This is a genomic window from Spirosoma sp., from assembly GCF_026391055.1.
Classification (GTDB): domain Bacteria; phylum Bacteroidota; class Bacteroidia; order Cytophagales; family Spirosomataceae; genus Spirosoma.
The window spans coordinates 377898-403761 of record NZ_JAPLET010000020.1; the positions used below are offsets into that span (position 1 = coordinate 377898).

Consider the following 25864-nt stretch of genomic DNA (forward strand, 5'->3'; position numbering starts at 1 on the left):
AGCAACGAGACCGTAGAAGTTTCACCTACTATCAAAATACATATCGACTAAGTATTCATCCGTAATTGGCGTAAGCTGTAAATTTGACCGAAGTGGCTACTGTCAGCCGTTGCTGGCCACTTGATATGCATTGAAATAGGCCTTCTAATTAAACGCCCACATTTTGAAGCAAATCCATGCTTCTTCGTCTCAAATAGGAGCCTTTTGTGAGAAATTTCGTTTTACACTAGCTGACTATCATTCTAATATCTGTCCAATCGAATCACTGACATACGCAAAACAGAGATTCCTGTCACCTCCCTTTAATGTTTCAATTTGTGAAGGACAAATTTCTCCAGCGTATTGATGGCAGGGTTACTTGCCGTGTGTTTGATCAATGATACATGCGTATCGGCTAAATTAGGTAGCCCGCCCGCATCCAAGGCTTGTAAATCATCAGGGATCATCGTCTGAGGCATCACTGAAATGCCCATACCCGCCCGCACAGCCGCAACGGCCCCCGTATAACTGGGACTGGAAAACACAAGCCGCCAGGCACGACCAGCCTGCTGTAGGGACTGAATAGCCGATGCGCGATAGACGCACGGTTGCGGAGCCAGCACTAACGGAACAGGTGTTTTCGGGTCTATCAAACTTGCATCACCTACCCATTTGAGTGGCTCCGACCATACGTCCAACCCATTGGGAAAGTCTTCCGGCCGGTTCATTTTCACCAGTACCAGATCAAACTCGTTCTGCTTGAAGCGATCGAATAGATTGAGGGTCAGATCGCATTCGATATTGAGCAGGATTCGTGGATGTATACGGGAAAAATCGGCCAGCACGTCGGATAAATACACGCTGGCGAAATTCTCGGGAAGCCCAAATCGAACTTCTCCTTCAAGATCAGGTTCTTTGAACCGATCGAGGGCTTCGCGATGAAGCGCAAAAATTCGACGCGCATAGCCCAGGAAAATTTCTCCTTCGGGAGTTAGCGTAAAGGCTTTGCCCCGCACCAGCAACGACTTGCCCAGTAAGTACTCCAGCTTGGTTATCTGCTGACTAATAGCTGACTGGGTGCGGCTTACTCGCTCGGCTGCTCTGGTGAAACTTCCCGTTTCAGCAACGGCTATAAAACACTGTAAGGCGATGGTATCTATATTCATAAGAATTTCTAATGTAAAGTATTAGAATTTCGAGTTTTTCTAATATTAGGAAAGCTAATACATTTGAGCGTCAAAACAAAGATAACTTATAAGGAGACTATCAAATGACTTTATTTTTACCTGACAAACTATTTCATCTGGACAGGCTGTCCATGACCATGATGGCACTGGTTGTCTTCATTGGGGTATGTGTTGGCAGCTTTGCTTACCGGTATCTGAAAGGGGATACGCAATACCGACAATTTTTTGTTCGGCTTGCGGTGCTAATTGGTTCGGTCATGATAATGGTCAGTGCGGATCATCTGTTTCTCTTGCTAATGGCCTGGTGCCTGAGTAACGCGCTGCTGGTTCGCTTGATGATCTATAAAACTAGCTGGAAAGCCGCTAGATCCGCCGGACTGCTGGCTACAAAAAACTTCGTCGGGGGAGCCATATGTGTAGCGAGTGCCTTCGTACTATTTTATACGGCAACCGGAGAAACAAGTATCCAGACCATGATTCACCAGCCTGCGCTTTCGTCAACCACCTTACTGGCACTGGGTCTCCTGCTGATCGGTGCCATGACCCAATCAGCCATCTGGCCCTTTCACCGCTGGCTGATTAGCTCACTCAATTCGCCAACGCCCGTTTCGGCCATCATGCACGCCGGTCTGATCAACGGAGGAGGTTTTTTACTCGCCCGGTTTGCCCCCCTGTATCTGCAAAGTCCGTCCCTGCTGAATGTAGTAGTCGTCATTGGCTTTTGTACCGCGTTGCTGGGCACCCTATGGAAGCTTATTCAACCGGATGTAAAACGGATGCTGGCCTGTTCCACAATGGGACAAATGGGCTTTATGTTCGTGCAATGCGGACTGGGGCTGTTCCCGGCTGCGGTTGCTCATTTGGTTTGGCATGGCATGTTCAAAGCATATTTGTTCCTGTCCAGTGGCAGTGCCGCCAAGGAAAAACGGGTTGATCAGAACTATCTACCCAGTCCGATTGCCTTTATCTGCGCCCTTCTGTGTGGGCTAGCCGGTAGTTTCAGCTTCGCCGTTTCGAGTGGTAAAGCCTGGTTGGCCGGGGACACGACACTTGTCTTAATCGTCGTGGCTTCCCTGACGGCCAGTCAATTCGCCCTGCCATTGCTCCAGTCGAAACCGCTGCGAAGCCTGCCTCTAGCCCTGATCGGTACGGGTCTTTTTGGGATAGTTTATGGCGGAAGCGTACAACTGATTACCTGGTTTATGGCGCCAATGGCGTTGATGCAGCCGCAACCCCTGAATGGTTTTCATCTGACGGGTCTACTGGCCCTGACACTGGCCTGGCTGTCCCGACTATTCATACGAACACCCGAGAAAGCAGCCTCGTCGCCCGACTGGATGCTGAAAGGTTACGTGACAGCGCTCAATGCGAGCCAGCCACATCCTGACACCATCACCACACACCGTAACCAGTATCAATATCAATAAGCCCATCCTTCCAATCATGCATACAACCGTCATGGATACAGCCGTTTTAATCGAAGAAGACTATCAGCTTTTAAACCCATCCGAAGCCCTAAGCACTGCCCACATAGCTGGTCTGGTTGCGAAAAGCTTCAAACTAATAGCGCCTTTCTGGCCCCTAAAAAATCTGATTGCGGTCAATCCGCTGCAGGGCTTCGAGGATTTACCTTTCGAGGAAGCCCTGCCCCTGGGCAGCGCCTATTTCCAGCAGGCTTCTTTACCAGAGCCAATGGAAGCCATCAATCGTCAAACCATCAAATGGTTACAGGCTTATTTTGACGATGGTCAAGCAACCCTACCCATGCCCCTGCGCCAGGAAGGGTTATATGCTGCCTGGCGACAGCTTGTCGGGCATGATACCTGCTTACATGAGAACGATGAGCAAAAACAGGAATGGTTGACCACCCTGCCCGAAAATCCGGCGGAGGCCATACAGTTATACCTGCGGCACACAGGAATTGCCCCTTCCGAACACCAGCAACTCCTAACCCTGCTGCTCACAACGCTGCCGGGCTGGGCAGCCTACATCCGGTACCGTACCGACTGGGCGGGACTCGATGCCAACCATCGCCATCCGGTAACCCAGATCGACTACCTGGCGATGCGGCTCATCATTACCCAGTTGCTTTGGCCGGACGCGAAGGCGTTGTTGAGCTGGCATCAGGGGGCTGTGGAACAGGCTCGGTCAAAATCGGACGTGCTGGCGAACATACAGCAGGCCGAAGACACGTATCGTATGCCACTGCTTCAGCAACTAGCCGCCCAGCCGCTGACCGAATCCCGCACGCCCGACGCTCAACTTGTCTTCTGCATCGATGTTCGATCGGAGCCCTTTCGACGCGCCCTGGAAGCTACGGGTGACTACCAGACGCTGGGCTTTGCGGGTTTCTTTGGTGTCCCGGTTCAGATCACCGATACCGTAACGGGCGAAACGCATGCCTCCTGTCCGGTGCTCCTTGCGCCTAAACATACAGTTCACGAATCGCCTTGCTGTAGCCCCGCCGAGGCCGCCCAGGATCGCACGGCCTATGGTCGTCAGAAGAAGCTCAAGCAACTCTATCAATCCCTGAAATATAGTTTCACGACGCCCTTTGCGCTGGTTGAAAGTATGGGGCTGGCTAGTGGCATCTGGATGGGATTACGCAGCCTAACACCCGGCCTGGCATCCCGGCTCAAGCACAGCGTGGGCCAGTCGATCCGGAAACCGATGCCGGTAGTCTCATCGCTGGATACACTTCCGCTGGCCGATCAGTGCGCTTATGCCGAAGGGGCGTTGCGGGTAATGGGGCTAACCCATCATTTTGCGCCACTGGTTGTTTTCTGCGGCCATGGCAGCACGACCCAGAACAACGCCTATGCAACGGCGCTTGACTGCGGAGCCTGTGGTGGACGACATGGAGCCCCAAACGCCCGTATTCTGGCGGGCATTCTGAATAAAGCGGAGGTCAGAACCTATCTCGGTCAGCAAGGGATTGCGATACCCGATACCACCCGGTTTATCGCGGCTGAGCATAATACGACTACGGATGAAGTTACCCTCTATGGCGATGACGCATCCGAAGCGAGTAAAAAATTGACGCAGGATCTGGCCAAAGCGCGGCAGGCCAACAGCCTTGAGCGGCTCAAGCAGATGCAAAAAAACGCGGATCATAGCGGTGGGGCTCAGCAAACCTGGCTGCGGTCGCAGGACTGGGCTCAGGTTCGTCCCGAGTGGGGACTGGCGCGTAACGCGGCCTTTATTGTCGGCCCGCGTGAGCTGACTTCAGCCCTTAATCTACAAGGTCGCTCTTTTCTGCACTCATACGATTATACACAAGACCCAGCGGGCTCGTCGCTCACCACGATTCTAACGGCCCCTATGGTCGTCGCTGAGTGGATCAATACGCAGTACCTATTTTCTACGCTGGACAATGTGGCTTTTGGCGGGGGGAGCAAAATAACGCAGAATATCACCGGCAAGATCGGCATCATGCAGGGAAATGGTAGTGACCTGATGACGGGTTTACCTTTGCAATCGGTCTACGCCAGTGACGAGCTTGCCTATCATCAGCCCCAGCGCTTACTGACGGTTGTCTATGCCCCCCGCCCGCTGCTGGATGCTATCATTCAAGCGCAACCGGTATTACAAAAATTGTTCGGAAATGGATGGGTGCAATTGGCTTGTATCGAGCCAAACGGTCGCCAAACGTATGTGCTATCCCGTGACTTGCTGTGGGAGAAGATAGCGTGAAATGCCCATCTGTTTACCCAAAAGCCTGACTGATTCTCACTACTTGGCATGCGAAATCGATTGCCTTAGTTTCCCTTTAGGTAAGTCTATTTAGTACTAATTCTGGAGGGAAGCCAGGGTTAAAAAAAGAGAAAAACGATCCGATCAGGACCAAGAAAGCAGGTCGCTGCGACAACCTAATTCAGGCTGTCACAGCGACCTGCCTCGTTTATCATCCATGATCACGTTGATTCAGCTAAGCGCCATTATCTGTTTACCTTGTCAAAGTACTGCCTATGCGTATCTGGCGGATTGTAGTTAACAGGTATTAAAACATGCGCCACGAGTCACAATTCGGATTGAGCGTTCAGAAAAGCGTCCTTTACACCCAGTAAATAGTTGACTATTACCTCGGCTCATGCAGGAGCGTTTTTGCGAGACCTTGATTTTTAGTACTGTCGAATTTAGTTAGTGACATACGCAACTTACTTCGAAGTAAAGTTTAGTAGACTTGATCATCTCGCAACCTGTAATATTTTATTGTTTTAAATCGATAGGTTACCCCCAATAATACGCTTAACCCACCAGCTCCAGCTTTTGTCATAACATTGTACAAAGATGAATTCCCACTCTGCTGAAGTTGGGCTGATCGACTCACAATATCCTTACTGCTGAATAGGCGATTTACCTGCACATTAACATCGAGTAGTCTGGCTAGCTGATAGTTTAGGCTAACGCCCAAGCTTGTGGAAAGAAAACTTTTTCTATACAGAGTAGTGATGATAGAGCGAGTAGTCGTCTGACTACCACCTGGACTCGTCCTGGTAGCGATAGTTTGGTAAGTGGGCGATAGGAGGCTTTCCCCTAACTCTGTGTTGACCGCCATGCCTGCCAGGGCATTCAAGTTCAATTGTTTGGCAGGACGCCAAAGGGTGTACTGGATATTTAATGGGAACTGCCAGTAAGTGACTTTAGTACCACTACCTATAACGAAACTGGGATCAACCACAAATCGATACCCGGTATAAATTGGTAGAGTAATGGCTCCACTTTCGACAGTCACTTGTCCGATATGATAACCAACAAGCAGACCGTATCGTGAATTACGTAAATTGAAAGGATCCGCATTTGCAAAGCCGTTGTCTCCCTGTTTGGTCATATTGGACCAGTGTAATCCAAATGCAGGTTTAAGGTAATAGTAGGCGGGGTGAGTTTTGTACTGATTTAGGAGAGAATCGGGCGCATAATACTGGCCCCAACAGGTCGAGAAAGAAACCAGGCAACAAGCAACGAGTCCATTGATTCGTAAAAACCATGGTGAAATACTCATATAAGGCCGTATGTGCTGAGTAAGGAAAACGGATTTGTTTTGCGTAAGGCTTCTGAAGTTGTGCCTAAGTAGTCAGCGGGAGACACACCAAGGGACAGTATTGGGCGGCATGTGCTGTAGCCAAGCTGATTAAGGATTTATTCCCTGAACGTTGAAGTCGCCACAAAAGTATAAATTAACATACGCACTTATTGTTTAATCTGAGGGGCTATATATCGTCAGCAGGAAGTGGGCCGTATGCTACGAATAGTGGTTAACCGGTACTGCAATAAACCGCCCAATTAATCGCCCGGTTTTTTAATCACATATAACTGCTAGTTCAGTTCCTCTCACTGGGGAGCCTTATTTGAGGTGTACCTTTTAAAGCGAGTCTGACTTCATTCGGAGCCTACACCCGTGTACGAACTACTAGCTGCTGACTTGCAAAGTGAAGGAAAAGTTAGGCCTTGTACGCGCAAAGAGTAGACTGTCTTCGTAGCGACTATCTGCATTCCTGGTTTTATTGACCATACGGCCTTCCTGAACGAACCCCAAACTTTTATAGAGACCAATCGACTGCTGACTCATTGAGCACGACTCCAACCCTATTCGGCCTACTTCGGGCCAGTTCTCATACACTTCGCTCAAGAAGGCGGTGATTAGCGCTTTGCCAACCCCATGGCCCTGATAGCTAGGTTTGACCACGATTGTCAGGCTAGTCAGGATGTGCTCGAAGATGCGCAGGCCATACTTTGACGCGTGCATTTCAGCAATCAGCTCGTTAGTGTGAGCGTCAATACTGACCAGCATCAGACCTTGTCAGCTAATATGCTGGTACAAGTTAGTTATGTATTGTTCTGACACGTTGCCTTCCGTTCGGGCGATCGATCCCTTGACTGATGTGGGCCGCATCTTGATACAATGCGGTTAGATGGGGGAGGCCTTTAGCCGTTTCTTTGCGGATAATCATTGATGAAACGGGTTGTATAATCGGTTTTATATAAACCAACGTCCAATATATTGAAACTCCTGGATTTAGTTGATTGACTCCTGCCAAAGACGTGGTTTTTTGTATTAGCCAGTTCAAGACGTAGCTATATAAACACTTTTACGTTTTAATAGGAGCATTTTTTGAGAAACACTATCTATAAGCTCGTCTCTTAATTTTGCTGACTCGGTGACCAATCCCAACCAGATACACTAACCAGCCTAATAGGACAATACCCATCACCGCTACAACCACCCATATCTTACCATCCTGGCGTAATAATTCCGTTAACTGATCCATAAAAGGTTATTTATAAGTCTGGCATATTTTGTAAATCGGATGACTGCTTAGTCGATGCTTTGTTCAGGTCGTCCTGCTCATCGAACAGCGTTTCCAACCGACGTAATCTGACCCGAAGCTGAGTAATCCAAAAACCAAGTAAAGTGAAGCCCACAAAGGCGGGTCTGATAATACGCTTTATTGAATTATCGGCATCGTATTGGTTAAACCCTGGATTACCTCCATTACCAGGATGTAACGAATCTGTCAATCGGGGTAGGATTAAGATCAGCGGAATAAAAACAGCAAAGGCAAAGATGTTATAAACAGCGGATATTCTGGCACGACGCATCTCATCATCCACTGACCCACGTAACACAAAATAGGCTAGATACAACAGCATGCCAACGGCTACTCCATTGGTTTTCGGATCATTGGGCCACAAATCACCCCAAGCGAAATAAGCCCAAACCGACCCAGTAATACAGCCTAACACCCCGAATAAAAGGGCGGTATTGGCCAACTCCACCGAGATTAAGTCATCATCTAGCTTTCCCTTTCTTAAATAACGGATCGAGAAAATGGCCGATGCTAACAACAAGGTCATCATGGCGATCCAAAGAGGAGGATGGAAGAATGTATTGCGGATGGCTTCGTGTAAAATGGGTAATTTGGGCACTGGGCTCATCAGACCCGCTATGAAGACATAGGCCAGAATGAGAATGGTTAAGGCTTTCCACCAATGTTTAAGCATAATACAAATAGTAAGTATATAACAGAGTGCTAAGAAAGTGTTTCCTACTGCGGGAGGTGGCTTTTTACCTTATTTTTGACTTGCATCTGACACTATGCTCGCCAAATTCTTGCAAGTTTACTATTTTGTGAAACACCAAATTTAGGCAGCAGGTATATTAGTGCTTCTGCGTCTCAAAGGGGAGCCTTTTTAAAAGAAAGTGCAAAACCGGAGAAACGGCGAGGAAGAATGGATAAATGGCTAAGCGACAGGTTCATTTTTCTCCGAAGCTGGGTCGGCTGCTGACTCCGAAGAAGAAATAGGGCTTAGGGCCACTTTAGCGAACACTACTCGACTTTTCGTTGGTGTAGAATATCATAAGCTGCTTGAAGCGCTGTTTAACCAGCTTACTCTTCATGGGCTCAAACCGGACCAACTCGACCTGGTCTTTGGTGACGACCACATAAAATGGCTGGTTTAACTGGCTGGTGAGGTGATAGATTGTAGCCAGCTCAGCAATATCCTCCGACCAGGCCGCCATCGCATATAAGGACGGGAATGGTGTCTTCGAAAGCGTTTGGTAAACGGCTGGTGCCTGGCGGATCGGCATCAGCTTACCACTTCGGAAACGGGTCTTTTCCAGCAGCGTATCCAAGTATTTATCGTCGGGTACGTTCATCTTGTGCCAGAGTCCTTTCGTGAAGGGGGTCGGTTCAACCACCGACTGTGTTTCGGCCGGGTGTGGGGTGATGTTCATGACGGCGTCGACGATGTGCGTTGCCTCATGCATGAGCACATACACGATAGCATCAAGGTTGCCCCCTTCGACGCGTACTCTGTACGTCGTATTCGCGGTCGGCTCAAAACAGGTATTTTCCTTTCCGCTTGCCCATTCCGAGATCGTCTCCTCCAGCAAGCTCGCCCGAAATGTGATATTGAACCTATTCGTCCCGCCATCGGAGTCGAGTAATGAGGTTAAGGCCGTGTTGGGCATATTGTCCATAAAGCTGATGCTTTGCAAATGTCGGTTTAATATGCGTTGATGCACCGGCGGTAACCGCTCAAAAGCATGCCGTACCTTTTCTTTTTGTACCGGTGTCAACGTTCGGTTAACGGGCTGCATTCCAGCCTGGCGGAAGAGGGTAAAGACGCTCTCAGGCGCTCTTTGAATGCGTTGAAAAGAAGCACTTGTCTCAATGGGCCCCTGTTTCTGGGCCAACCCATCGGTTGAGAAAAGCAGAACTAGCCAAGCGAAAAAGAGGAAGGGCAGTCGACGTTTGGCGATCATGTCAAAAAAGTCTGGTTTGATAGCGAATGGATTCGCAGGAACGGCCAAAATACGTGCATTCCTGTGAATCTCATGCTTGGCCGTTTACCCGGTGATGCGTAAAGAGCGGATCAATGAATCGTCCAGCTCCAGGTGATAGTGCATCACCACTGGGCTTCCTGGAAATGTTCCCGTTACTTCTAGTGTCAGTATGGTCGATGCACCCGATTGCTGGTAATCAATCGGTTTGGCCTGCATTTGATACGTTTCGGTCGCCTGCTGTATCCATTTTTCGATTTCGGCCCGACCGGAATAAGTATGTCTCTCGTCGGAAACGGTGGCGTTGGCCGTAAAGTATTGCGAAAATCTAGTGCTGTCCTGTTTGTTTTGTGCCTGCACAAACCCTTCGATACTGGCTGGTAGTTGAATCATTGTCCGGTTTTAATTTAATTACCTGAGGTTATTTTTAGGAATGGGTGACCATGCCTATTCTAAATCGTAGGAATTGTTCCTCCGTCGATCACATATTCGGTCCCGGTGAGGTAAGAGGCCCTGGGCGAAACCAGGAAACCGACCAGTTCTGCCACTTCCTCAGGCCTGGCGGGTCTGCCGAATGGAATACCACCGATTGCTTCCATTACTCCCTGATAAGCCTGTTCAACTGTACCGCCTGAGCTGTTGGCAATACGTTCCATCATTCGGCTGGAAGCCGTGGTCATAATCCACCCGGGCGAAACAGTAAGCACGCGGACGCCCTTCGGGCTAACTTCGTTGGAAAGGCTTTTGCTATAATTGACCAGCCCTGCTTTTGCTGCCGCGTAAGGGAGCGTCGAATCGTATAGCGGTAGTGTTGCCTGAGTGGACGCGATGTGGATAATCACGCCTTCACCGCGTTCGACCATACCGGGTAAGAAACCACGATCCAGCCGCACAGGGGCCAACAGATTCGTTTGAATGGTTGCTTCCCAGTCGTTGTCGGACAGCACGGCAAATCCACCGCCTGGCGTTTCTGAACCCCCCATATTATTGACCAGGATATCCAGATGGCCAAACTGGTGGAGTATTTGATCGACTACCTGCTGAGTTCCTGCCGGTTTGCTCAGATCAGCCGCGATGAAATGGATACGATCGACTGGCTCTTCTGGCTTGTTTCTGGCGGTTATGATCACGGTGGCTCCTGCTTTCAACAGTCTATCGGCGATTGCCTTGCCCGCCCCTTTCGTGCCTCCCGTTACCAGCGTGATCTTACCGGTTAGTTCGTTTTCAAAATTGAAGTCCATACTGTAGCTCGTTTTTAAGGCAAAATTCGGTAGTACGGCAGGGGCTGACAAGTACGGACTTACGATTCAGATAGAGATAAATTTATCCCTATTGAAGCGGGCGAAGCCTGTGATTATATTTGCCGTATGTACGAACGAAAGACGATGCCCGACTTGCTGTGTGGTCTGGACCTGATCGGGGAAGTGCTGTATGGAAAATGGAAGATGCGTCTTTTGTGGTTTATCCACCAGGGCTTTCAACGTCCCAGCGAGCTACAACGAAAAATTCCGGGCGCATCCCGCCGAGTACTGAATGTGCAGTTGAAGGAACTGGAAAGTCACGAGCTGGTGGGTAAGGTGATTTATCCGGTACTTCCGCCGAAAGTTGAATACTATCTCACTGATTTTGGCCAATCTCTCATTCCTATCATTGGTGCGATCGGCCAATGGGGTGACCAGCATGAGGAGCGCCTGCGTAAGCTTATTGCAAAGAATATGGAGCCTTAGCGTATGCTACTGGTGGCGTTAGATAGTTAGTAAAAACCAGCGTCTCCTACAACGATCCCCTTGAGAAGAAGGAGCGTTCATGGATATGCATCTTAAATAGGGCGCTTAATGAAGCAACGTATTAATGAGTATTTAGCTTGGCATTTTCGTATTTTGGCTACTATAAAGATGATTTTACGACTTAGCGTATAATTATCAGTACACACGATCATTCATGTCTGGTAACAACCCATCGACGGCTTCCCCACTTAATCCCGACGAGCAAGACAAGCTCCGGGAGTTAACCACTCAGAGCTGGAACCTCGAATTAGCCATCTCCGGGGTGGCCATGTTCGCCATCCTGCAATTACCCGATTTGCTGGAGTCGGCGTTTAGCTACATCCGGTACAATTACATGACCCAAACCGAGGGTGCAACGGTCATGTTGCCGTCGATGGTATATAGTCTGATTCGGGCCACTTGTCACGTCTTGTTTGCGGCTTTTCTGGCCAATTTTGTGATGCGGGCGTTTTGGGTGGGTCTGGTAGGTCTCCTGGCAGTTTTTCCGTCGGGCATCCACTACGACCGTATTCCCTTCTCTACGCCTTATACCCAGCAGCGCTTAGCCGACGAATTTGGCCCGCTGGACCGCTATATTCTCTGGCTCGACAAACGGTGCAACATCGTGTTTGCCCTTGCCTTTCAGTTCGTGTTCCTGCTGGTGGTAGTTGCCATACTCTACCTGCTGGGGTTACTGGTCTACTTAGTGGTTCAACCCAATGTGACCCCCAACGTCTGGTTTGGGGTCAAAATTGCCTTAGGCATACTGATGGCCTTGTTCTTACTAACTTCTATATTACTGAGTCAGAAGAAGATAAAAGATACACCCAGGGGCACTCAACTCAACTACCAGTTTACGAAAGTAGGGCGACTGATGATGCTGGGTATGTACAAACACTCGGCCTATGTTACAAACACGTTTTATACCAATATCCGGCCCGGCAAGTTACTTCAGACGGCAGCGATTTTCATAATAGTATTTTTTGGGGTGTTCTTCCTTGAATACGCCAACGATATCTCGCGTACCAGTGGACGGATGCCTCTTTTTAACAGCCGACATCTTTACTCGGCTCGTGTCGATAGTCTTTACATCGAGCCGACAGCCTATGACAACCAGCGCCCCGAGGGAGCGTTTGTTAGCACGGCTTCCATCCAGTCAGACGTGATTCGGGAACCCTACCTACGCTTGTTCATTGCCTATCCCAAAGCGCTTGATACGAAGCTCCGGCAGGTTGTCCCCGAACCAGTCTGGAGCGATACGCTGTCGAGGCAAGCGCGTCGGCAACAGCGTGCTATCTGGAGCAACCAGCAGATCAACAGGCTGATTCGCATTACTGTCAATGATTCGACTTATACTCAACCTAATCTACTGTTCACCAAAGCTGGGGTTCAGGAGCAACACGGCTGGCAAACGGTAATGGTACCGGGTAATCTTAAAACAGGCCATAACCTGCTCCGCGTGGCCCTGCAAGACCCCCGAAAAAAAGAAGCCGATGAACTGGTGGCGATTCCATTCTGGTACGTACCCGAACCCTAAGCTTGCCGCCCTTACTTAACCAGCCTTATCTGCTGTACACCCTGATAGCCGTTTTCTATCGAACAGGAGCGGCTACTTACATATGCGACTGATTGTGTTTGACAGATATCAAAAAGTTAGTGTGTCGTAAAATGCTCCCGCTTGGGACGAAGGACCGTTCATACAACTGCTTAGCTTGAGCATTTTAAGTGACCGCCTGTTGTAATACCTATCTACTACCCGTAGCATACACTTTAATTAGAGCCAATTTTAAGTGATCAGCTACCTTTTACTAGCGGAGCGATCCACTGGGGAACCTACGGGTCTGTAAGCCACTAAAGGTTCCCCAGTGGATCGCTCTTGCACTCCTGCCGTGAGTAAAAGAAGCTATTTTGTCTTACTACAAGACTATCCAAAATATTAATCTAGTTAATCGTTAGATTGAGCTGAATTTTCCCTTCAACTTAATTAGCTGATTCATCGCGGTTGTTTTAGACCGTAGTAGCTCAAAAGCAAAACTTAGAGAGTAGACTAGTTCATATATCCCATAAGCCACCTTTATGACTACTTTCGATAAACTTGTCTTACTAAGTAGGTGGTTGAGCCGATTGCAAATTACCTTGCCATGGGTGGCTATGCGATACACGCTGATTGGGTTTGGCCTTGCCTGTAGTGCCTGTACACCGAAGTCAACGCTCATTATCAAGCCTGTGCCTACCCCCCCGGCAGCCGTGACAGCGACAACGCCACCCACGGTGATCATTACGGCTCCGCTTTTATACGTTGCCGGATTTGATAGTAAGCTATATGCCCTGGATACAGCAATGGGTACCCCGATCTGGGTCTTTCGGGCTGATACCTCCTTTGAGTCAAGTCCGGTGGTGGCCTATGGCATGGTATACGTTGGCAGTAATGACAGCAAACTTTATGCAATTGATGCTACAACAGGACAACAACGGTGGGCATTTAAAACGGGCAACTTCGTTCATTCCAGCCCGGTAATCGCCAATGGAATCGTTTATGTAGGTAGTCAGGATGGTAAATTATACGCCATCGACGCAACAATTGGTAACCTGCTCTGGGTGTTTACGGCTGGCCTGGGGCTTTACTCCAGCCCGGCGGTGGCGGATGGACTGGTCTATATCGGCGGACAGGACAACCAGTTCTACGCCGTCGACGCCGGTAATGGCCTGTTACGCTGGAAATTTACGGCCGATGGCTATTTTTTATCCAGCCCGGTGGTCTCCAACGGCCTTGTTTATGTAGGCTGTAGCAATGGTAAGCTCTATGCGATCGATGCGGCTACAGGCCGTCAACGTTGGGTGTTTCTGACGGCTTCGAGTATCGACGCCAGTCCGGTTGTGGCTAACGGCCTGGTGTATATAGGCAGTTATGACTACAACTTATATGCCCTTGATGCGGCCTCGGGACAGCTGCAATGGAAGTTTCCGACACAGGGCATACTTTATGGCAGTCCGGTGGTAGCCAATGGCGTTGTCTATGTGGGTAGCCGTGATCACAAACTTTACGCGCTTGATGCTCTTTCTGGTACACAACGCTGGTCATTCGCCACCAACTTCGATATTTATTCGACACCGGTTGTGTCAAACAGCACCGTTTACATAGGCAGTAACGACTTCAATCTATATGCCCTCGATGCCATGTCGGGCCATAAGCGCTGGTCATTCAGAACGGGTGATGTCGTGGTAGCCAGCCCCGTTTTGGCACAGAAAATGGTCGTTAAAGGGGCTTATCCAACCGTTAGCGGAGCGGGCAAATAATAATAACAGTGTGTTAACTGAGAGTCCGGTGGGCCATCGGGGTATCTATTTTAATCAGTATAGAGATGCATTTAGTTTCGCCCATTATTCGTTGGATTAGTCTTTGCTGGATATTACTTGGCTTACTGGGGTGCATTAACGCATACGATCCCAACCTGACACTCGATGCCAATCTGGTTGTGGTCAGTGGTATTGTTACCGACCTCAACGAGGGACAAACCATTTCTCTGAGCCGCTCCCGCTCCAACGCCGATAGTAGCAACGTTAGTGTGCCTATTCAGCGGGCCCATGTTACGGTACTCATAAATGGCACGACACGCGAAACCTTGATCGAAGTGCTGCCTGGCACTTATCAGTTTCCATCCGACTTTAGGGGGAAAGTGGGAAACACCTATCAACTCCGTTTTCAAACAACGGAAGGCACGGTTTATGAATCGTCGGTCGAAACCATGGTATCGGTTCCCCCCATTCAGCGCGTTTACGATCAGTTCACTCCTCAGGGGCCCCGAAAAACGGCGGATGGCTTGTCTATACCCGCCAATGATGTTTATTTGGACATGCAGGACCCCGCCGACGGCCGTAACTTTTACCTCTGGCGATGGCGGCTTTATGAACTACAGACCTGGTGCGCTACCTGTCAGCAAGGGCGCTATGTTGTGCGGGATATTGGTCCGGTTGGAGCGGGGCCAATTGACATTATTGGCTGCATCCGGGATTCGACCCTGGGTACCACCAACCTCTTCGACTATCCGTGCCGGGGATTGTGCTGGGACATTTTTTACAACACCGACATCGATGCGTTTTCCGATGTCTACACCAACGGGCAACCCCAGGTGGGGCACAAGGTGGCCAGCATTCCCATTTACCAGCGCGACCCGGCCTTGATCGTGGTGGAGCAACTCTCCATTTCAGCGAATGCTTACCGTTATTATCGGCTGTTTGCCGACCAAGTTCAGAACACGGGAACGCTGGCCGATTCGCCCCCGGCCCCAATTTCAGGAAATATCCGAAACGTAACGAATGCAGCCGAAAACGTAATAGGTTATTTTTTTGCATCATCGGTAGCCGTCGGTCGGCACAAAATAAAGCGTCAGGACGTCAATACAGGTTTATTCCAGGGGCTTTTCTATGCTATCAACGGCCGCGCCCCCCGACTGGAAACATCGCAGCCCGGCAGCAGTCCATTTGGCGGTAGTGCCTCATCAGCCCTTTGTATACCCAGTAGTAGCCGAACAGACCAGCTGCCGCCAGGCTGGAATGAGTAACGGTTCATGAACGTCAATCCCCGAGGCCTGTTTACAATGACTCAACTAATCCTACTCCTGTGCCGATCATTCCTTACTGGCACGCTGGCATTTGCCCAGCCCATGCTCGGGCTTTATGATGGCAAAGCACCCGGCTCTGAACACCGGACATGGGATGAACAAACAGAAACGGATAGCCTCTCAAAAACGCGTATACTTACGCAGCTTGTCAGCCCGTCCATAACGGCTTTTTTACCCGACAGTGCGGTAGCTACCGGAAGGGAGGTCCTGGTTTCTCCAGGTAGTGACATAAGAAGTCTTGTACTCGATGAAGGTGTTGCCCTGGCAAAGCCGCTGATTGCCGCACTAGGCCAACCACCTGTCACTAAAGCGATAGCGGCTTCTGAAAAGCAACTGGCCACCGAACGTTTTATACGGACAAAAGAGCTTTCTGCACCTATTGATCAGGTGCCCCCACTAAGTGGGCCAGCGAAACGGAATCAGGTACCTCTGGTAATGGGGGGAGTTCAGGCCGTGTTTAATCAACCAAATCGGTTTCTGGTTCGTGGAACGGTACGCGATTCGGCAACGGGTCAACCCTTGTCTGGGGCGGCCGTCATCATCGACTATCGAAAGCACCTTACCGGAACAAGCACTGATGCGCAGGGGCACTATGCGATCACCTTAGAGGGTGGCGATCATATCCTGATTGCCCGGCTGGTTGGGTACACGCCCGTTCGTAAGGAAATTCATTTGATCGACGATTCACTTACGGTCAATGTCGCCATGATTAGTGTGGCAAGCCAGCTCGAAGAGGTCGTTGTAACGACAAAAGGTTTTGACCAGAGCTTACGCCAGCCCATTCTGGGAGCCAGTCAATTAAACATCAATACGTTAAAAAAACTACCCTCGGCGCTTGGCGAAGTTGATTTACTACGGGGACTACAAATGCTACCGGGTGTTACGAGCGTGGGCGAAGCGGCCAATGGGGTCAATATTCGAGGTGGCACCACCGATCAGAATCTGATTTTGCTGGATGAGACCCCTATTTTCAACCCGACGCATATGTTTGGACTGTTCTCGGTATTCCCGCCCGATGCCCTGAGAACTGTCGATCTCTACAAAGGCAATGTCCCGGCTCGTTTTGGCGGTCGGGCCGCATCGGTACTCGATGTGTCGCTTCGCAATCCCAGCCTTGATCAGTTTAGCCTGTCGGGCGGGGTAAGTCTGGTATCGAATAAACTCACCGCCGATCTGCCAATCGTACCGGGAAAGTTTGGTATACTGGTTACCGGGCGAGGGGCTTTCAACGACTTCCTACTGCCCATTGTGTCCGATCGGCTGGCCAATATCCGGGCAAAATTTGGCGATGGTGTCGTGAAAGCCTTCTGGCGAATCGACAACCGGAATACTCTGACAGTTACGGGTTACGCCAGTCTGGATGTGTTTCGAACGGACTTGCTGGCCAACCTTCCCAATGTAAATGGAACATCGACCCGCTATAATCACCAGACCGTTAACGTCATGGCTCGTTGGTTTCGGACGCTTTCGCCCCGGCTAAACTGGCAAATGACCGGGGTATATGGGCATTATGTACCCAAAATTCTATCACCTGAACAAAGTGGTAATCTGGTTACCTTGCGGTCGTCGGTCTTACAAAGGCAACTGAAATCAAATCTTAACTACCAGCTACCCAATCAGAAACTTGAAATCGGGATCAGCAGCACACACTACCAACTTGAGCCGGGAACTCTCCTGCCGGGTCAAAGTAATCAGGTTAATTACATAACCACCCCTACCGAAAAGGCGCTTGAGTTAGCCCTATATGCCGACTATGAACGAAGCTTAGGAACCCGGCTAGCAATTTCGGCGGGTCTCCGTTACTCTCAGTTTCTCTCGCTGGGGCCATCGCTGGTCCGGCACTATGCCCTGGGTGAACCCCGCGACGAGTTCTCGGTCATCGACTCCACCCGGTATCGGGCCGGACAGATTGTCCAGCACTACGGCGGTCCTGAACCCCGGCTGGGCATTCGTTACACGCTGGGTGCCCATTCATCGGTTAAGCTCGGCTACAACCTGATGCGGCAGTATATACAAGTGGTAACCAACACAACCACGCCCCTGCCCACCTCGCGCTGGAAAACATCCGATCCAAACATCCGGCCTCAAGTCAGTCAATTGGTAACAGCCGGGTTTGTTCATTCCTTCAGTGAGAATATTTACGAGCTAACGCTGGAAGGCTACTATCGAACAACCCAGCATATCATTGATTACCGGCCGGGAGCCGATTTTTTATTACAGCCGTATCCTGAAACGCAGCTTCTCCAAGGCCGCAGCAAGGCTTACGGTGTTGAATCAATGATTTCTAAAAAGAAAGGAGAACTGACCGGTTGGTTGAGTTACACCTATGCCCGAACGCTTAATCAGGTAAACCAAGGGCCCACGGTGCAGGAGAATGTAAACAGTGGCAAGTGGTACCGGGCTAATTATGATCGTCCCCACTCAATGAATGCTAACATGACAATCGATGTAGATCGCCATAATAGCTTCAGCTTCACCTTTGTTTACAACACGGGCCGTCCATATTCAGCGCCAACCGGTTTTGTAACCATCGATGGCGCGCAATACCCATTTTATGAAATTCGTAACAATAGCCGGTTGCCCGATTATCACCGGCTCGATTTTAACTGGACTATTTACAACCCAGGCATGAGGACCAGGCGGTGGGAAGGTCGGTGGGCGTTCACGGTATATAATCTGTATGGCCGCAAAAATGCCTATTCTATCTTCTTTAAAGCAGAGAATGGGAAAACCAACGCCTATCAGCTACAAATTTTTGCCGCTCCTATAGCCTCTCTATCGTATAACTTTGTGTTTAAGTAGGGGCTTCCTGTAGGGGTAGTGAAACCGGCCCCGAAGGTTTAGCCAGATGTCTTTATCATTGGGCTACTGAGCTAAATGCAGGGCGTCATGGTGCTGCCAGGACCGAATCGAAAAAGTAGAACAATCAATAGTCATGAGGGAGCAATGAGTTCAGGCAAGGTTATTTATCCAAGCTGGTTACTATCAAAATACTCTACTGTGTCGAAAAGCGTTCCGACTCAAGACCAGAGAGCATTCATGCATTTACTTCATAAATCGGGCGTTTACTGAAGCAGAAATCAATATAGCTATCTATTACCTACCTGGTTTGGTACCACGAGTTGGGGTCTGCTTGCATCGAGTAATCTAAAAGCCCCAGATACAATATAGCCAAACTTGACCACAAAGTGGAATAACTTAAGCCTTGAGCCAGCAAGGACATCTCCAAACTACTAATGCCTAAATAAAGCAACAACGCACCAACCCATAACAGATAGGTGAGCAACCGTATCAACAAGGTGGGGAACCGCACTATTACTGCTTTCTTAATCCGAGGAGCAACCCGTTGGAGCAAAAACCAAGTCAATGTGATAACCCATATAATACTTACCCATTGAACTGAACTCCATAATATCTTCTCTTCAAGTACACCCCTAAAATCAGTCATCAAGCCAAAATACAAGCTTGCAAACGTAACCAAGCCAACCATCACCAGTGCCCGAACCCGTTTGGGCCTAGCGAATTGGCTTTTTACCAGTGCCCACCAGTCTCGGAACAAACTTTTCAAAAATACCTTCCGATAGGTCCATTCCATCTTCTGGATGTTAGTTGATCCCCCAAAGTCATCAATCGTGTGCTGAAGGGCCTTCTCAAAGGAAAGCGAATTGGTCATTCGGTCTTCTACGGAGACTACAAAGTGATCGGTCATCTCCTGGATGAAAGTGGTTTCAATCAACTCACATTTCTGGGTTAAAAAAGTAACGATAAGTGCATGTTGAGCCTGGGTCATAGCTGTAAAGTTGATTAGGTAATAGGAAGCTTAGTAAGATCAGTGGGGGTAAGTATGCGTTGTAACTGATGAAGAAACTGCTCAATCTGGGCCAGTCTATCCACGGCGTTACCTTGTTGATCCTGGGCAATGGAATAGTACTTGCGGGCACGGCCCTCCACGATTTGGGTTTTAGTGATCAGGATGCCGTCCGCTTCGAGTTTGTACAAAGCGGGATAGAGGGCACCTTCGTTAATCTTAAGCTGGCCATCGGTGAGTTGCTTTACTTTCTGGCAGATCTCATAGCCGTACATCCACTCGGTATGAGCCAGCAGTTTGAGGATGATAGCATTGAGACTTCCCTTGAGAAGCTGGTGCGAAGTAGTATTCATGCTCAAATATACTAAGATTGAATATATACTACTAGATCTTAGGTATTATTTTTTTAAGCTCATAAATTACTCCACGATCACCAAGCCTCCAATGCTTCTCGTCACTTTACCACACCACGGCAAGTGCCGAATAATAAAAGGGTCGTTATATGCTACCAAACTACCTTACCTTTAAAGTAAGCCTCTAACGAATAGTAGTTTAGATCGCTACATAGTATGACCAGAAACTGAGCTACCCCAGTTTGGTGCCAATCTCTACCACCATGAACGTTTTGATCGCTTCGTATCTAGTCACTTCTTCACCCTCAGGCGTGGTGACATACTACCAAAAACTAGCGGCTGATCTGGCCATGGCCGGTTTTAAGGTTCATATCGTCGATTCTTCCCATACGCCCCGTATCTGGCGCAAAGGCTTGGGCCTCTTGAAACGAATTATGCGCCCTCTGGGTGGCAGTGCCCGAGCGGCCTTTGATGAGTTTGCCTATTTTACGGGCGTGTACTTTTCGGTTCGCAACCTGCGCCATGTTACATTCGATCTGATCCATGCCCAGGATGCCCGCTCAGGAGTAGCTGCCTGGCTGGCCCTGGGTAAGCAAGTGCCCGTCATCCTGAGCTGTCATTTCAATGACGATCCCGTAACTGAATTAGCCCTTAGTTTTTCGTTAAAGCCTTGGGCAACGGCCCGACTCTCGAGCTGGTACCGCTATCTGTTTTCTAGCATCCACCACTATGTGTTCAGTTCAGAGTATGCTTACGCCAAGTCCAAACATCTCTTGCCGGTTAGCTTTAACAAATACATTCTCTACAATACGGTCGATCTACGGGCCACGACTGACCAATTGAGCCGATGTCGATCTGATCAATTCCGAATCAGCAATGTGGGCTACATCGATCAACGGAAAAACCAGCAATTACTGTTTAGGGTTGGTCATGAACTACGCCAGCGGGGATACCTCGATTTTACGATCTGGCTGAACAGGTTCGGTTTTATGGCCAGCAGGCAGCCCCCTGGGCGTTAGTAGCCCAGTCGGATCTTTATGTGCATACAGCTCTAAATGATAATTGCCCGTTCGCTATACTGGAAGCGTTTGCGGTAGGCACGCCGGTGCTGGCTCTGGCCGTTGGTGGAATTTCGGAAATGTTACCTGTCGGGTCAGGCCTTCTGCCGGATGCAGATGTGAGCCGCTTGGCGGATGAGGTAATTCGTTGTTTCCAACCTTCCTACCGTGCCCGGTTGACAGCCACCCAGACCACATTTGCCCATCAGCGATTCGACCACCAGACGAATCTGGAAAAGTTGTTTTTATACTACCGGCAAGCGGTTTTATCACCTATATAGGTAATAAATGCTAAGGGATCAGCCAAACCTTATAGCCTCTGAAGCACACAAACGTGGGCGGTAAACGGCATTGTGGATCAGGTACACCGGAATCAGTAGGGTGCCCCATGGCGTAATGTCGGGGGCGCTTGTGTGCTTCTGTTGGGGGAGTGGTTAATCGTTACAGATTAACCCTGTCTTGTTGTGGGGTAGGGGTATGCTCTGATAGCGTTGGACAGCTAGTAAGCCCCGCTATCCCCAAAAAGCGCTCCCTGTTATGAGCCAAATTCATTTTCTGGTAAATTTGTTAGACAAAAAAGAGTCGGCAACACATAGTAGCCGACTCATACTCATTGGCGCCAAACAGTCAGAAAAACAATCCTTTCTGCCAGGCTAAGTAAACCCTGCGTTAATGGGTCTCTATCTCGTTAACTAGTTGTTAGGCGGTGTAGTGCCCGTCGATCCAGAGGTAGAAGAGCTACTGCCCTGACTGCCACTCATACTTTTCGATCGGCGGCCGCTACGACCTTGTGTTGAGCCTTGAGAACTCGCATTCCCATTGCTGGTTGTCGTACCACTGGTCGAATTGTCATTCATCGTTCCGTTACTGGATGAGTTTGTGCCCATCGTTGACCGGCGACCTGATCGATTCCGATTCATTTTGCCATTGCCCGACGAGCTTGAACTATTGTCGGAATTAGTCCCCATCGTTGACCCATTGCTAGTGCCACTACTGGTGGTTGTGCCATTTTGGTTAGCCGACCCATTCGTTCCGTTGCCGGTGCCGCTATTTGATGTTGTTCCGTTGGTAGAGGACTGGGCTTGGGCGCTGAAAGAGGCTACGGCTAATAGCATAGCCCCCATTAATACGATCTTTTTCATAACCTTGAGTTTGTTAGTTGTTAATCAACCCGTTGGTTGAGTGGTAGCATAACCCTATGTACCAGCTGAGGGTTATCGTTTTATGAACAAATTATCAAATGGTATATTATTAATTTTTTTGGCTGTATCTAAGCTGTAGGCAACTGATGGCACTTGAGAACTAATAAAAAATCGCATCACTCACCATTCGTCTCATTGGGGAGCGACTGGTGAGTGATGCGCCCACTTCATTCAGGGGTCATTCTACGTGACACTGGTATGGTAGGTAAGGGGCTTGTTCTTCATTTACCCCCGATTTGGGAACTAACGAGGTCTAGTTACCAGGCTGCCAAGAGCTAAGCTGTTTTGTCATCAAAACCGACTTCTGCTTTTTATAAACTTCCCAGTATAGTAGACCTGCCCAGCTTAAAAAAAGGCAAACGTAATCTTCTGAAGCAAAGGTAACCAGTAGAGCTGGTGATGGCTGTAGTAGATGTAATTGTTCAGTCCCATTAACCCTAAGCAACTACAACCCATACGATGCCGGCCGTTGCGAGGGCAAACACGGTGAGAATTTTAGGGATTTAGTAAATCCTTTTGCACCAGAAGTTGCCCATTATCTAAGCTACTGCCTTTATTCAATTTTAGTCTGATCTCCTCGTTTTCTTCAAAATGCCGCTTTCTACACTCTCATTTAGAAGCTGCTCGGCATAGGCCCAGATGGACTCGGAACCTTGCTGAATCACCTGCTTTTTTTGATAAACTTGATCGAAGTCAACCGCGAATTCTCGCCAGGTACCCCCCTTATTGGATACATTTTGTAGCAGGGGCTCTAATCGATCCATAGCCCGGGCAAACTTGGCTTCATCCGTAAGACGGGCTTCAAACTCTTCCCACAATGCTATCAACTCACGGGCTTGCTCAGCGGGTAATAACCCGAAAATCCGCTCGGCCGCCTTTCGTTCTTCTTCGGTATTGTCGTGGCTTTTCTGCGAGTCATAGATAAACGTATCACCGGCGTCAATTTCGACCAGGTCATGAATCAGTAACATCTTAATTACCTTGAGTAGATCAATTGCTGTATTCGCATGTTCGGCCAAGACAACGGCCATTAAGGCCAGATGCCAGCTGTGCTCAGCGTCATTCTCGTTTCGCTCACTACCGAGTAGTTTCGTCTTACGAAGTATGTATTTGAGTTTATCCACTTCCTTAATAAACTCGATTTGCCGAATCAGATTCGTAACGTCCATTTTTGGTTAATCGCTTTTGGCAAAATTGGCAAAACTTTTGTGAATTATTCTAAGCAGAAGGATTCTGAGAAAACCCTTCTGCTTAAGAGTAAAAAGCATTCTGAAGCGCTATCAATCAAGTTTTTTGAGTGCCTCTGGGCTAACTGGCGTGAAGAAATTTACCAGATTGCCATCGGGATCCCGAAACAGCAAAGACCGGTTACCCCAAGGCATAGTCGTCGGTGTTTGAACGATCATATCGCCCAGAATGTCGGCTAACTTTTGATACTCCATATCCACATCATTAACCCGGAATTCAAGAATGGCGGACTGATTACGGGCAGCCTGGGCAATGTGGTCTCCCCCGAAGGGTTGCAGAGTGCGCGTACTTCCAATAGCTAAGGTGGCCGAAGGCGTCTGTAGTTCGGCAAAATCGTCGGTATACTGGGTTACCTTTAGGCCCGTAATCTGCTGGTAGAAGCGAACCAAGGGCTTGATATCGGCGGTAATAATTCGAACGGAGATAAAATTCATGGAAGCTGTAAGTTTGTGTTAAACCACACAAAGTAAAGCGGGTTTACTGACAGCTATATGTCAGTAGAGATCGCTTTAAACACCCTCAATTATTGCTCTCTCTAAACGCTCCCACATAAGACGGCCGACGGTATACGAGTAAAACCTCAGTTCTAAAAACTTATTCATGCCGAATCCTTTCAAAATGGGTCACGGATACGAACAACTAGCTGCATGAACCGGGATTTTTATACTAGTGTTCTCCTTGGCTTAGGGCTCACCTGCATGGTCGGCTTATTCCAAAGCTGGCTCCATTTTCAGGCGGGCATCGACATCTATACCTTGGCCTCGTTTCGAAGCTGGTTCCTGGCAACCAGCGTTATCTCCTTCATCACTTCTCTTCTGGTTCTCGCCTACTATCGTCACCAAAATTACCAGGCTGCCTTATGGACTGGAATAGTGGCTATTGTAACGACGTTTGCCAGCCTTTTCTACTTGTTTTCGGCAACGCTGTATCCCATTTTACGAAGACATCCGGATGCGGCCGTATTAATTGGCGTTACCATCAACCTAGTGTATGCACTGAGTCTGGTGTTTTCTAAAGCGAGCAACAGACCCTGGTTAAAGCGAGCAGGTATAGTATCAGCCATGCTTTGCCTTGCCCATATATCGGCCTTGTTTTGGTTTAGGAACGTACCACCCTACCCGGTTAAGGACAGCATTGATTCAGTTCGACAATGGCTCTTCTTAATCGAACGAATAGTGCCGGTTTTGTTGCTTTTAAATTTCCTGGACGAATACCGACGTGCTGTTCCGGATCAAGAAAACGCTGACTCCTTGAATCGATTCCATCTGGCACGTGGCATACTGGTCCTACTGAGCCTGTATTTGCTGGTTATAAGCATATCCTTGACCAGCGAAAACTACGGCCTGACTCACATATCCAGGAGGCAAATTGCGTTAGCACACTCTTTTGATGAGGGCCGCTACGTCAGTCCTCAAGGGGACACCTTATTGTATCGGCTCTTAAAACCCACTGATTACGATCCTCAAAAAAGTTACCCGCTGGTTGTCGCCCTACCTTATTCCTGCTGGACAGACAACACCCGGCAGATCGATGCTTGTCCGATGGCCAGATGGCTTAGTAGCCAAGAAAGCAAAAAGAAGTATCCTGCCTTCGTGTTTGTGCCTCGCTGTCCTCCCCACACGGGATGGGGCGGTGTTGCCAATACGCCCTCCATAGCTAGTCTAGCTATTGAGGCAATTGTTTCCCTGGACAAGGTCTATCCCATTGATGGGCAAAGGCGCTACATCTCTGGTGTGTCGCGCGGTGGTTATGGCTCCTGGTACATGATTGGCCTACACCCCGACTTATTTGCGGCTGCTATACCGGTCTGTGGCGAAGGAGATCCCAGTCAAGCCAAGAAAATGACCTCGGTTTCTGTTTGGGCTTTTCATGGCGCTAAAGATGTAAATGTTCCCGTTAGTGGTTCCCGCGATATGGTCTCTGCTATACAGAAAGCTGGTGGCCGGCCACGTTATACGGAGTACCCGGATGGAGGTCATGGCATTTGGGAGGCTGTGGTGGAGACCCCCGGCTTATTGGATTGGCTATTTGCTCAAAAACAAGCTAAATCAGCAAAAGCCATCAAAATCTAATCGTTATAAAAAAAGCTCCCGCTTGAGACACAAAGGCGTTCGTGTATCTTCATCGTACCCTGGCTCGGCCTTTCAAAAAAAGTGAATGAAATCTGATGAAGCGTTGTGAATAGGTAATTAGCATCAAATTGATAAGTGCTTTTTTTTGTAAAAAGATCATATTAAGAAGCAGATGTGTTTACTTTTTAATGTTCTTTTTTAACTCAGATTGCACTCCTTCTTCTGAGCATGGTTCGAATGAAAGGTCTAAGGGAATCTACTTATCTTATACTGTTGATAAGC

23 protein-coding genes are annotated in these 25864 nt (G+C 48.9%); 10 read left to right on the top strand and 13 right to left on the bottom strand.

Annotation, left to right across the window (positions count from 1 at the left end; genetic code table 11):
- Positions 1 to 302 precede the first annotated feature (302 nt).
- Positions 303 to 1145, bottom strand: coding sequence for a LysR substrate-binding domain-containing protein (locus NT073_RS14455; RefSeq protein WP_297374706.1), 843 nt, complete (start codon positions 1143 to 1145; stop codon positions 303 to 305).
- A 104-nt stretch (positions 1146 to 1249) separates the two neighbouring features.
- On the opposite strand from NT073_RS14455, the gene NT073_RS14460 reads away from it, so the two are divergent.
- Entirely contained in the window at positions 1250 to 2593 is a 1344-nt protein-coding gene (locus tag NT073_RS14460; RefSeq protein WP_297374708.1) for a proton-conducting transporter membrane subunit, read from the top strand.
- A gap of 16 nt (positions 2594 to 2609) precedes the next feature.
- Positions 2610 to 4859, top strand: coding sequence for a DUF2309 domain-containing protein (locus tag NT073_RS14465; RefSeq protein ID WP_297374710.1), 2250 nt, complete (start codon positions 2610 to 2612; stop codon positions 4857 to 4859).
- 481 nt (positions 4860 to 5340) lie between these two features.
- On the opposite strand, the gene NT073_RS14470 is transcribed toward NT073_RS14465, so the two are convergent.
- From NT073_RS14470 to NT073_RS14500, 7 genes are all read right to left on the bottom strand, one after another.
- Positions 5341 to 5997 carry a hypothetical protein gene (locus NT073_RS14470; RefSeq protein WP_297374712.1) on the bottom strand — a complete coding sequence of 219 codons (657 nt, stop codon included), beginning with the start codon at positions 5995 to 5997 and terminating at the stop codon, positions 5341 to 5343.
- Positions 5998 to 6576: 579 nt separating this feature from the next.
- Positions 6577 to 6957, bottom strand: coding sequence for a GNAT family N-acetyltransferase (locus NT073_RS14475; RefSeq protein WP_297374714.1), 381 nt, complete (start codon positions 6955 to 6957; stop codon positions 6577 to 6579).
- A 331-nt stretch (positions 6958 to 7288) separates the two neighbouring features.
- Complete coding sequence (locus tag NT073_RS14480) at positions 7289 to 7435, bottom strand: CcmD family protein (RefSeq protein WP_297374716.1); 147 nt, start codon at positions 7433 to 7435, stop codon at positions 7289 to 7291.
- A 10-nt stretch (positions 7436 to 7445) separates the two neighbouring features.
- Positions 7446 to 8168 (bottom strand): cytochrome c biogenesis protein CcsA, encoded by a 723-nt coding sequence (gene ccsA, locus NT073_RS14485; protein ID WP_297374718.1) that lies wholly within the window; start codon positions 8166 to 8168, stop codon positions 7446 to 7448.
- A 316-nt stretch (positions 8169 to 8484) separates the two neighbouring features.
- Positions 8485 to 9435 (bottom strand): hypothetical protein, encoded by a 951-nt coding sequence (locus NT073_RS14490; RefSeq protein WP_297374721.1) that lies wholly within the window; start codon positions 9433 to 9435, stop codon positions 8485 to 8487.
- Positions 9436 to 9519: 84 nt separating this feature from the next.
- The gene (locus tag NT073_RS14495) at positions 9520 to 9846 is read right to left on the bottom strand and encodes a nuclear transport factor 2 family protein (protein ID WP_366107312.1); all 327 of its coding nucleotides are present in this window, start codon (positions 9844 to 9846) and stop codon (positions 9520 to 9522) included.
- Between the two features lie 59 nt (positions 9847 to 9905).
- Positions 9906 to 10694 carry an SDR family oxidoreductase gene (locus tag NT073_RS14500; RefSeq protein WP_297374724.1) on the bottom strand — a complete coding sequence of 263 codons (789 nt, stop codon included), beginning with the start codon at positions 10692 to 10694 and terminating at the stop codon, positions 9906 to 9908.
- Between the two features lie 126 nt (positions 10695 to 10820).
- Between NT073_RS14500 and NT073_RS14505 the strand changes: the two genes are divergently transcribed.
- The 5 genes from NT073_RS14505 (at position 10821) to NT073_RS14525 (ending at position 18643) form a co-directional block, all read left to right on the top strand.
- On the top strand, positions 10821 to 11180 hold the full coding sequence (locus tag NT073_RS14505) for a helix-turn-helix domain-containing protein (protein ID WP_297374728.1): 360 nt from the start codon (positions 10821 to 10823) through the stop codon (positions 11178 to 11180).
- Between the two features lie 214 nt (positions 11181 to 11394).
- Positions 11395 to 12756, top strand: coding sequence for a hypothetical protein (locus tag NT073_RS14510; protein WP_297374731.1), 1362 nt, complete (start codon positions 11395 to 11397; stop codon positions 12754 to 12756).
- A gap of 614 nt (positions 12757 to 13370) precedes the next feature.
- Positions 13371 to 14516, top strand: coding sequence for a PQQ-binding-like beta-propeller repeat protein (locus NT073_RS14515; RefSeq protein ID WP_297374734.1), 1146 nt, complete (start codon positions 13371 to 13373; stop codon positions 14514 to 14516).
- 65 nt (positions 14517 to 14581) lie between these two features.
- Positions 14582 to 15781 (top strand): DUF4249 domain-containing protein, encoded by a 1200-nt coding sequence (locus NT073_RS14520; RefSeq protein WP_297374737.1) that lies wholly within the window; start codon positions 14582 to 14584, stop codon positions 15779 to 15781.
- 36 nt (positions 15782 to 15817) lie between these two features.
- A complete protein-coding gene (locus tag NT073_RS14525; protein ID WP_297374740.1) occupies positions 15818 to 18643 on the top strand; it encodes a TonB-dependent receptor in 2826 nt (941 codons plus the stop codon).
- Positions 18644 to 18941: 298 nt separating this feature from the next.
- Here NT073_RS14525 and NT073_RS14530 read toward each other — a convergent pair whose 3' ends face one another.
- Both NT073_RS14530 and NT073_RS14535 read right to left on the bottom strand, forming a co-directional pair.
- Positions 18942 to 19631, bottom strand: a complete 690-nt coding sequence (locus NT073_RS14530) for a hypothetical protein (protein WP_297374742.1) — start codon at positions 19629 to 19631, stop codon at positions 18942 to 18944.
- 14 nt (positions 19632 to 19645) lie between these two features.
- Positions 19646 to 20002, bottom strand: a complete 357-nt coding sequence (locus NT073_RS14535) for a PadR family transcriptional regulator (RefSeq protein ID WP_297374745.1) — start codon at positions 20000 to 20002, stop codon at positions 19646 to 19648.
- A gap of 263 nt (positions 20003 to 20265) precedes the next feature.
- On the opposite strand from NT073_RS14535, the gene NT073_RS14540 reads away from it, so the two are divergent.
- Both NT073_RS14540 and NT073_RS14545 read left to right on the top strand, forming a co-directional pair.
- Entirely contained in the window at positions 20266 to 21021 is a 756-nt protein-coding gene (locus NT073_RS14540; protein WP_297374748.1) for a glycosyltransferase, read from the top strand.
- Positions 20970 to 21341: a glycosyltransferase gene (locus NT073_RS14545; protein ID WP_297374792.1), complete on the top strand. Its 372-nt coding sequence runs from the start codon at positions 20970 to 20972 to the stop codon at positions 21339 to 21341. Before NT073_RS14540 ends, NT073_RS14545 begins: the two co-directional genes overlap by 52 nt.
- Before the next feature lie 411 nt (positions 21342 to 21752).
- Here NT073_RS14545 and NT073_RS14550 read toward each other — a convergent pair whose 3' ends face one another.
- From NT073_RS14550 to NT073_RS14560, 3 genes are all read right to left on the bottom strand, one after another.
- Positions 21753 to 22202 (bottom strand): hypothetical protein, encoded by a 450-nt coding sequence (locus tag NT073_RS14550; protein WP_297374751.1) that lies wholly within the window; start codon positions 22200 to 22202, stop codon positions 21753 to 21755.
- 623 nt (positions 22203 to 22825) lie between these two features.
- Positions 22826 to 23431 carry an HD domain-containing protein gene (locus NT073_RS14555; RefSeq protein WP_297374753.1) on the bottom strand — a complete coding sequence of 202 codons (606 nt, stop codon included), beginning with the start codon at positions 23429 to 23431 and terminating at the stop codon, positions 22826 to 22828.
- 111 nt (positions 23432 to 23542) lie between these two features.
- Positions 23543 to 23944, bottom strand: a complete 402-nt coding sequence (locus NT073_RS14560) for a VOC family protein (RefSeq protein ID WP_297374756.1) — start codon at positions 23942 to 23944, stop codon at positions 23543 to 23545.
- Between the two features lie 213 nt (positions 23945 to 24157).
- On the opposite strand from NT073_RS14560, the gene NT073_RS14565 reads away from it, so the two are divergent.
- Positions 24158 to 25582, top strand: coding sequence for a peptidase (locus NT073_RS14565; RefSeq protein ID WP_297374759.1), 1425 nt, complete (start codon positions 24158 to 24160; stop codon positions 25580 to 25582).
- Positions 25583 to 25864 lie beyond the last annotated feature (282 nt).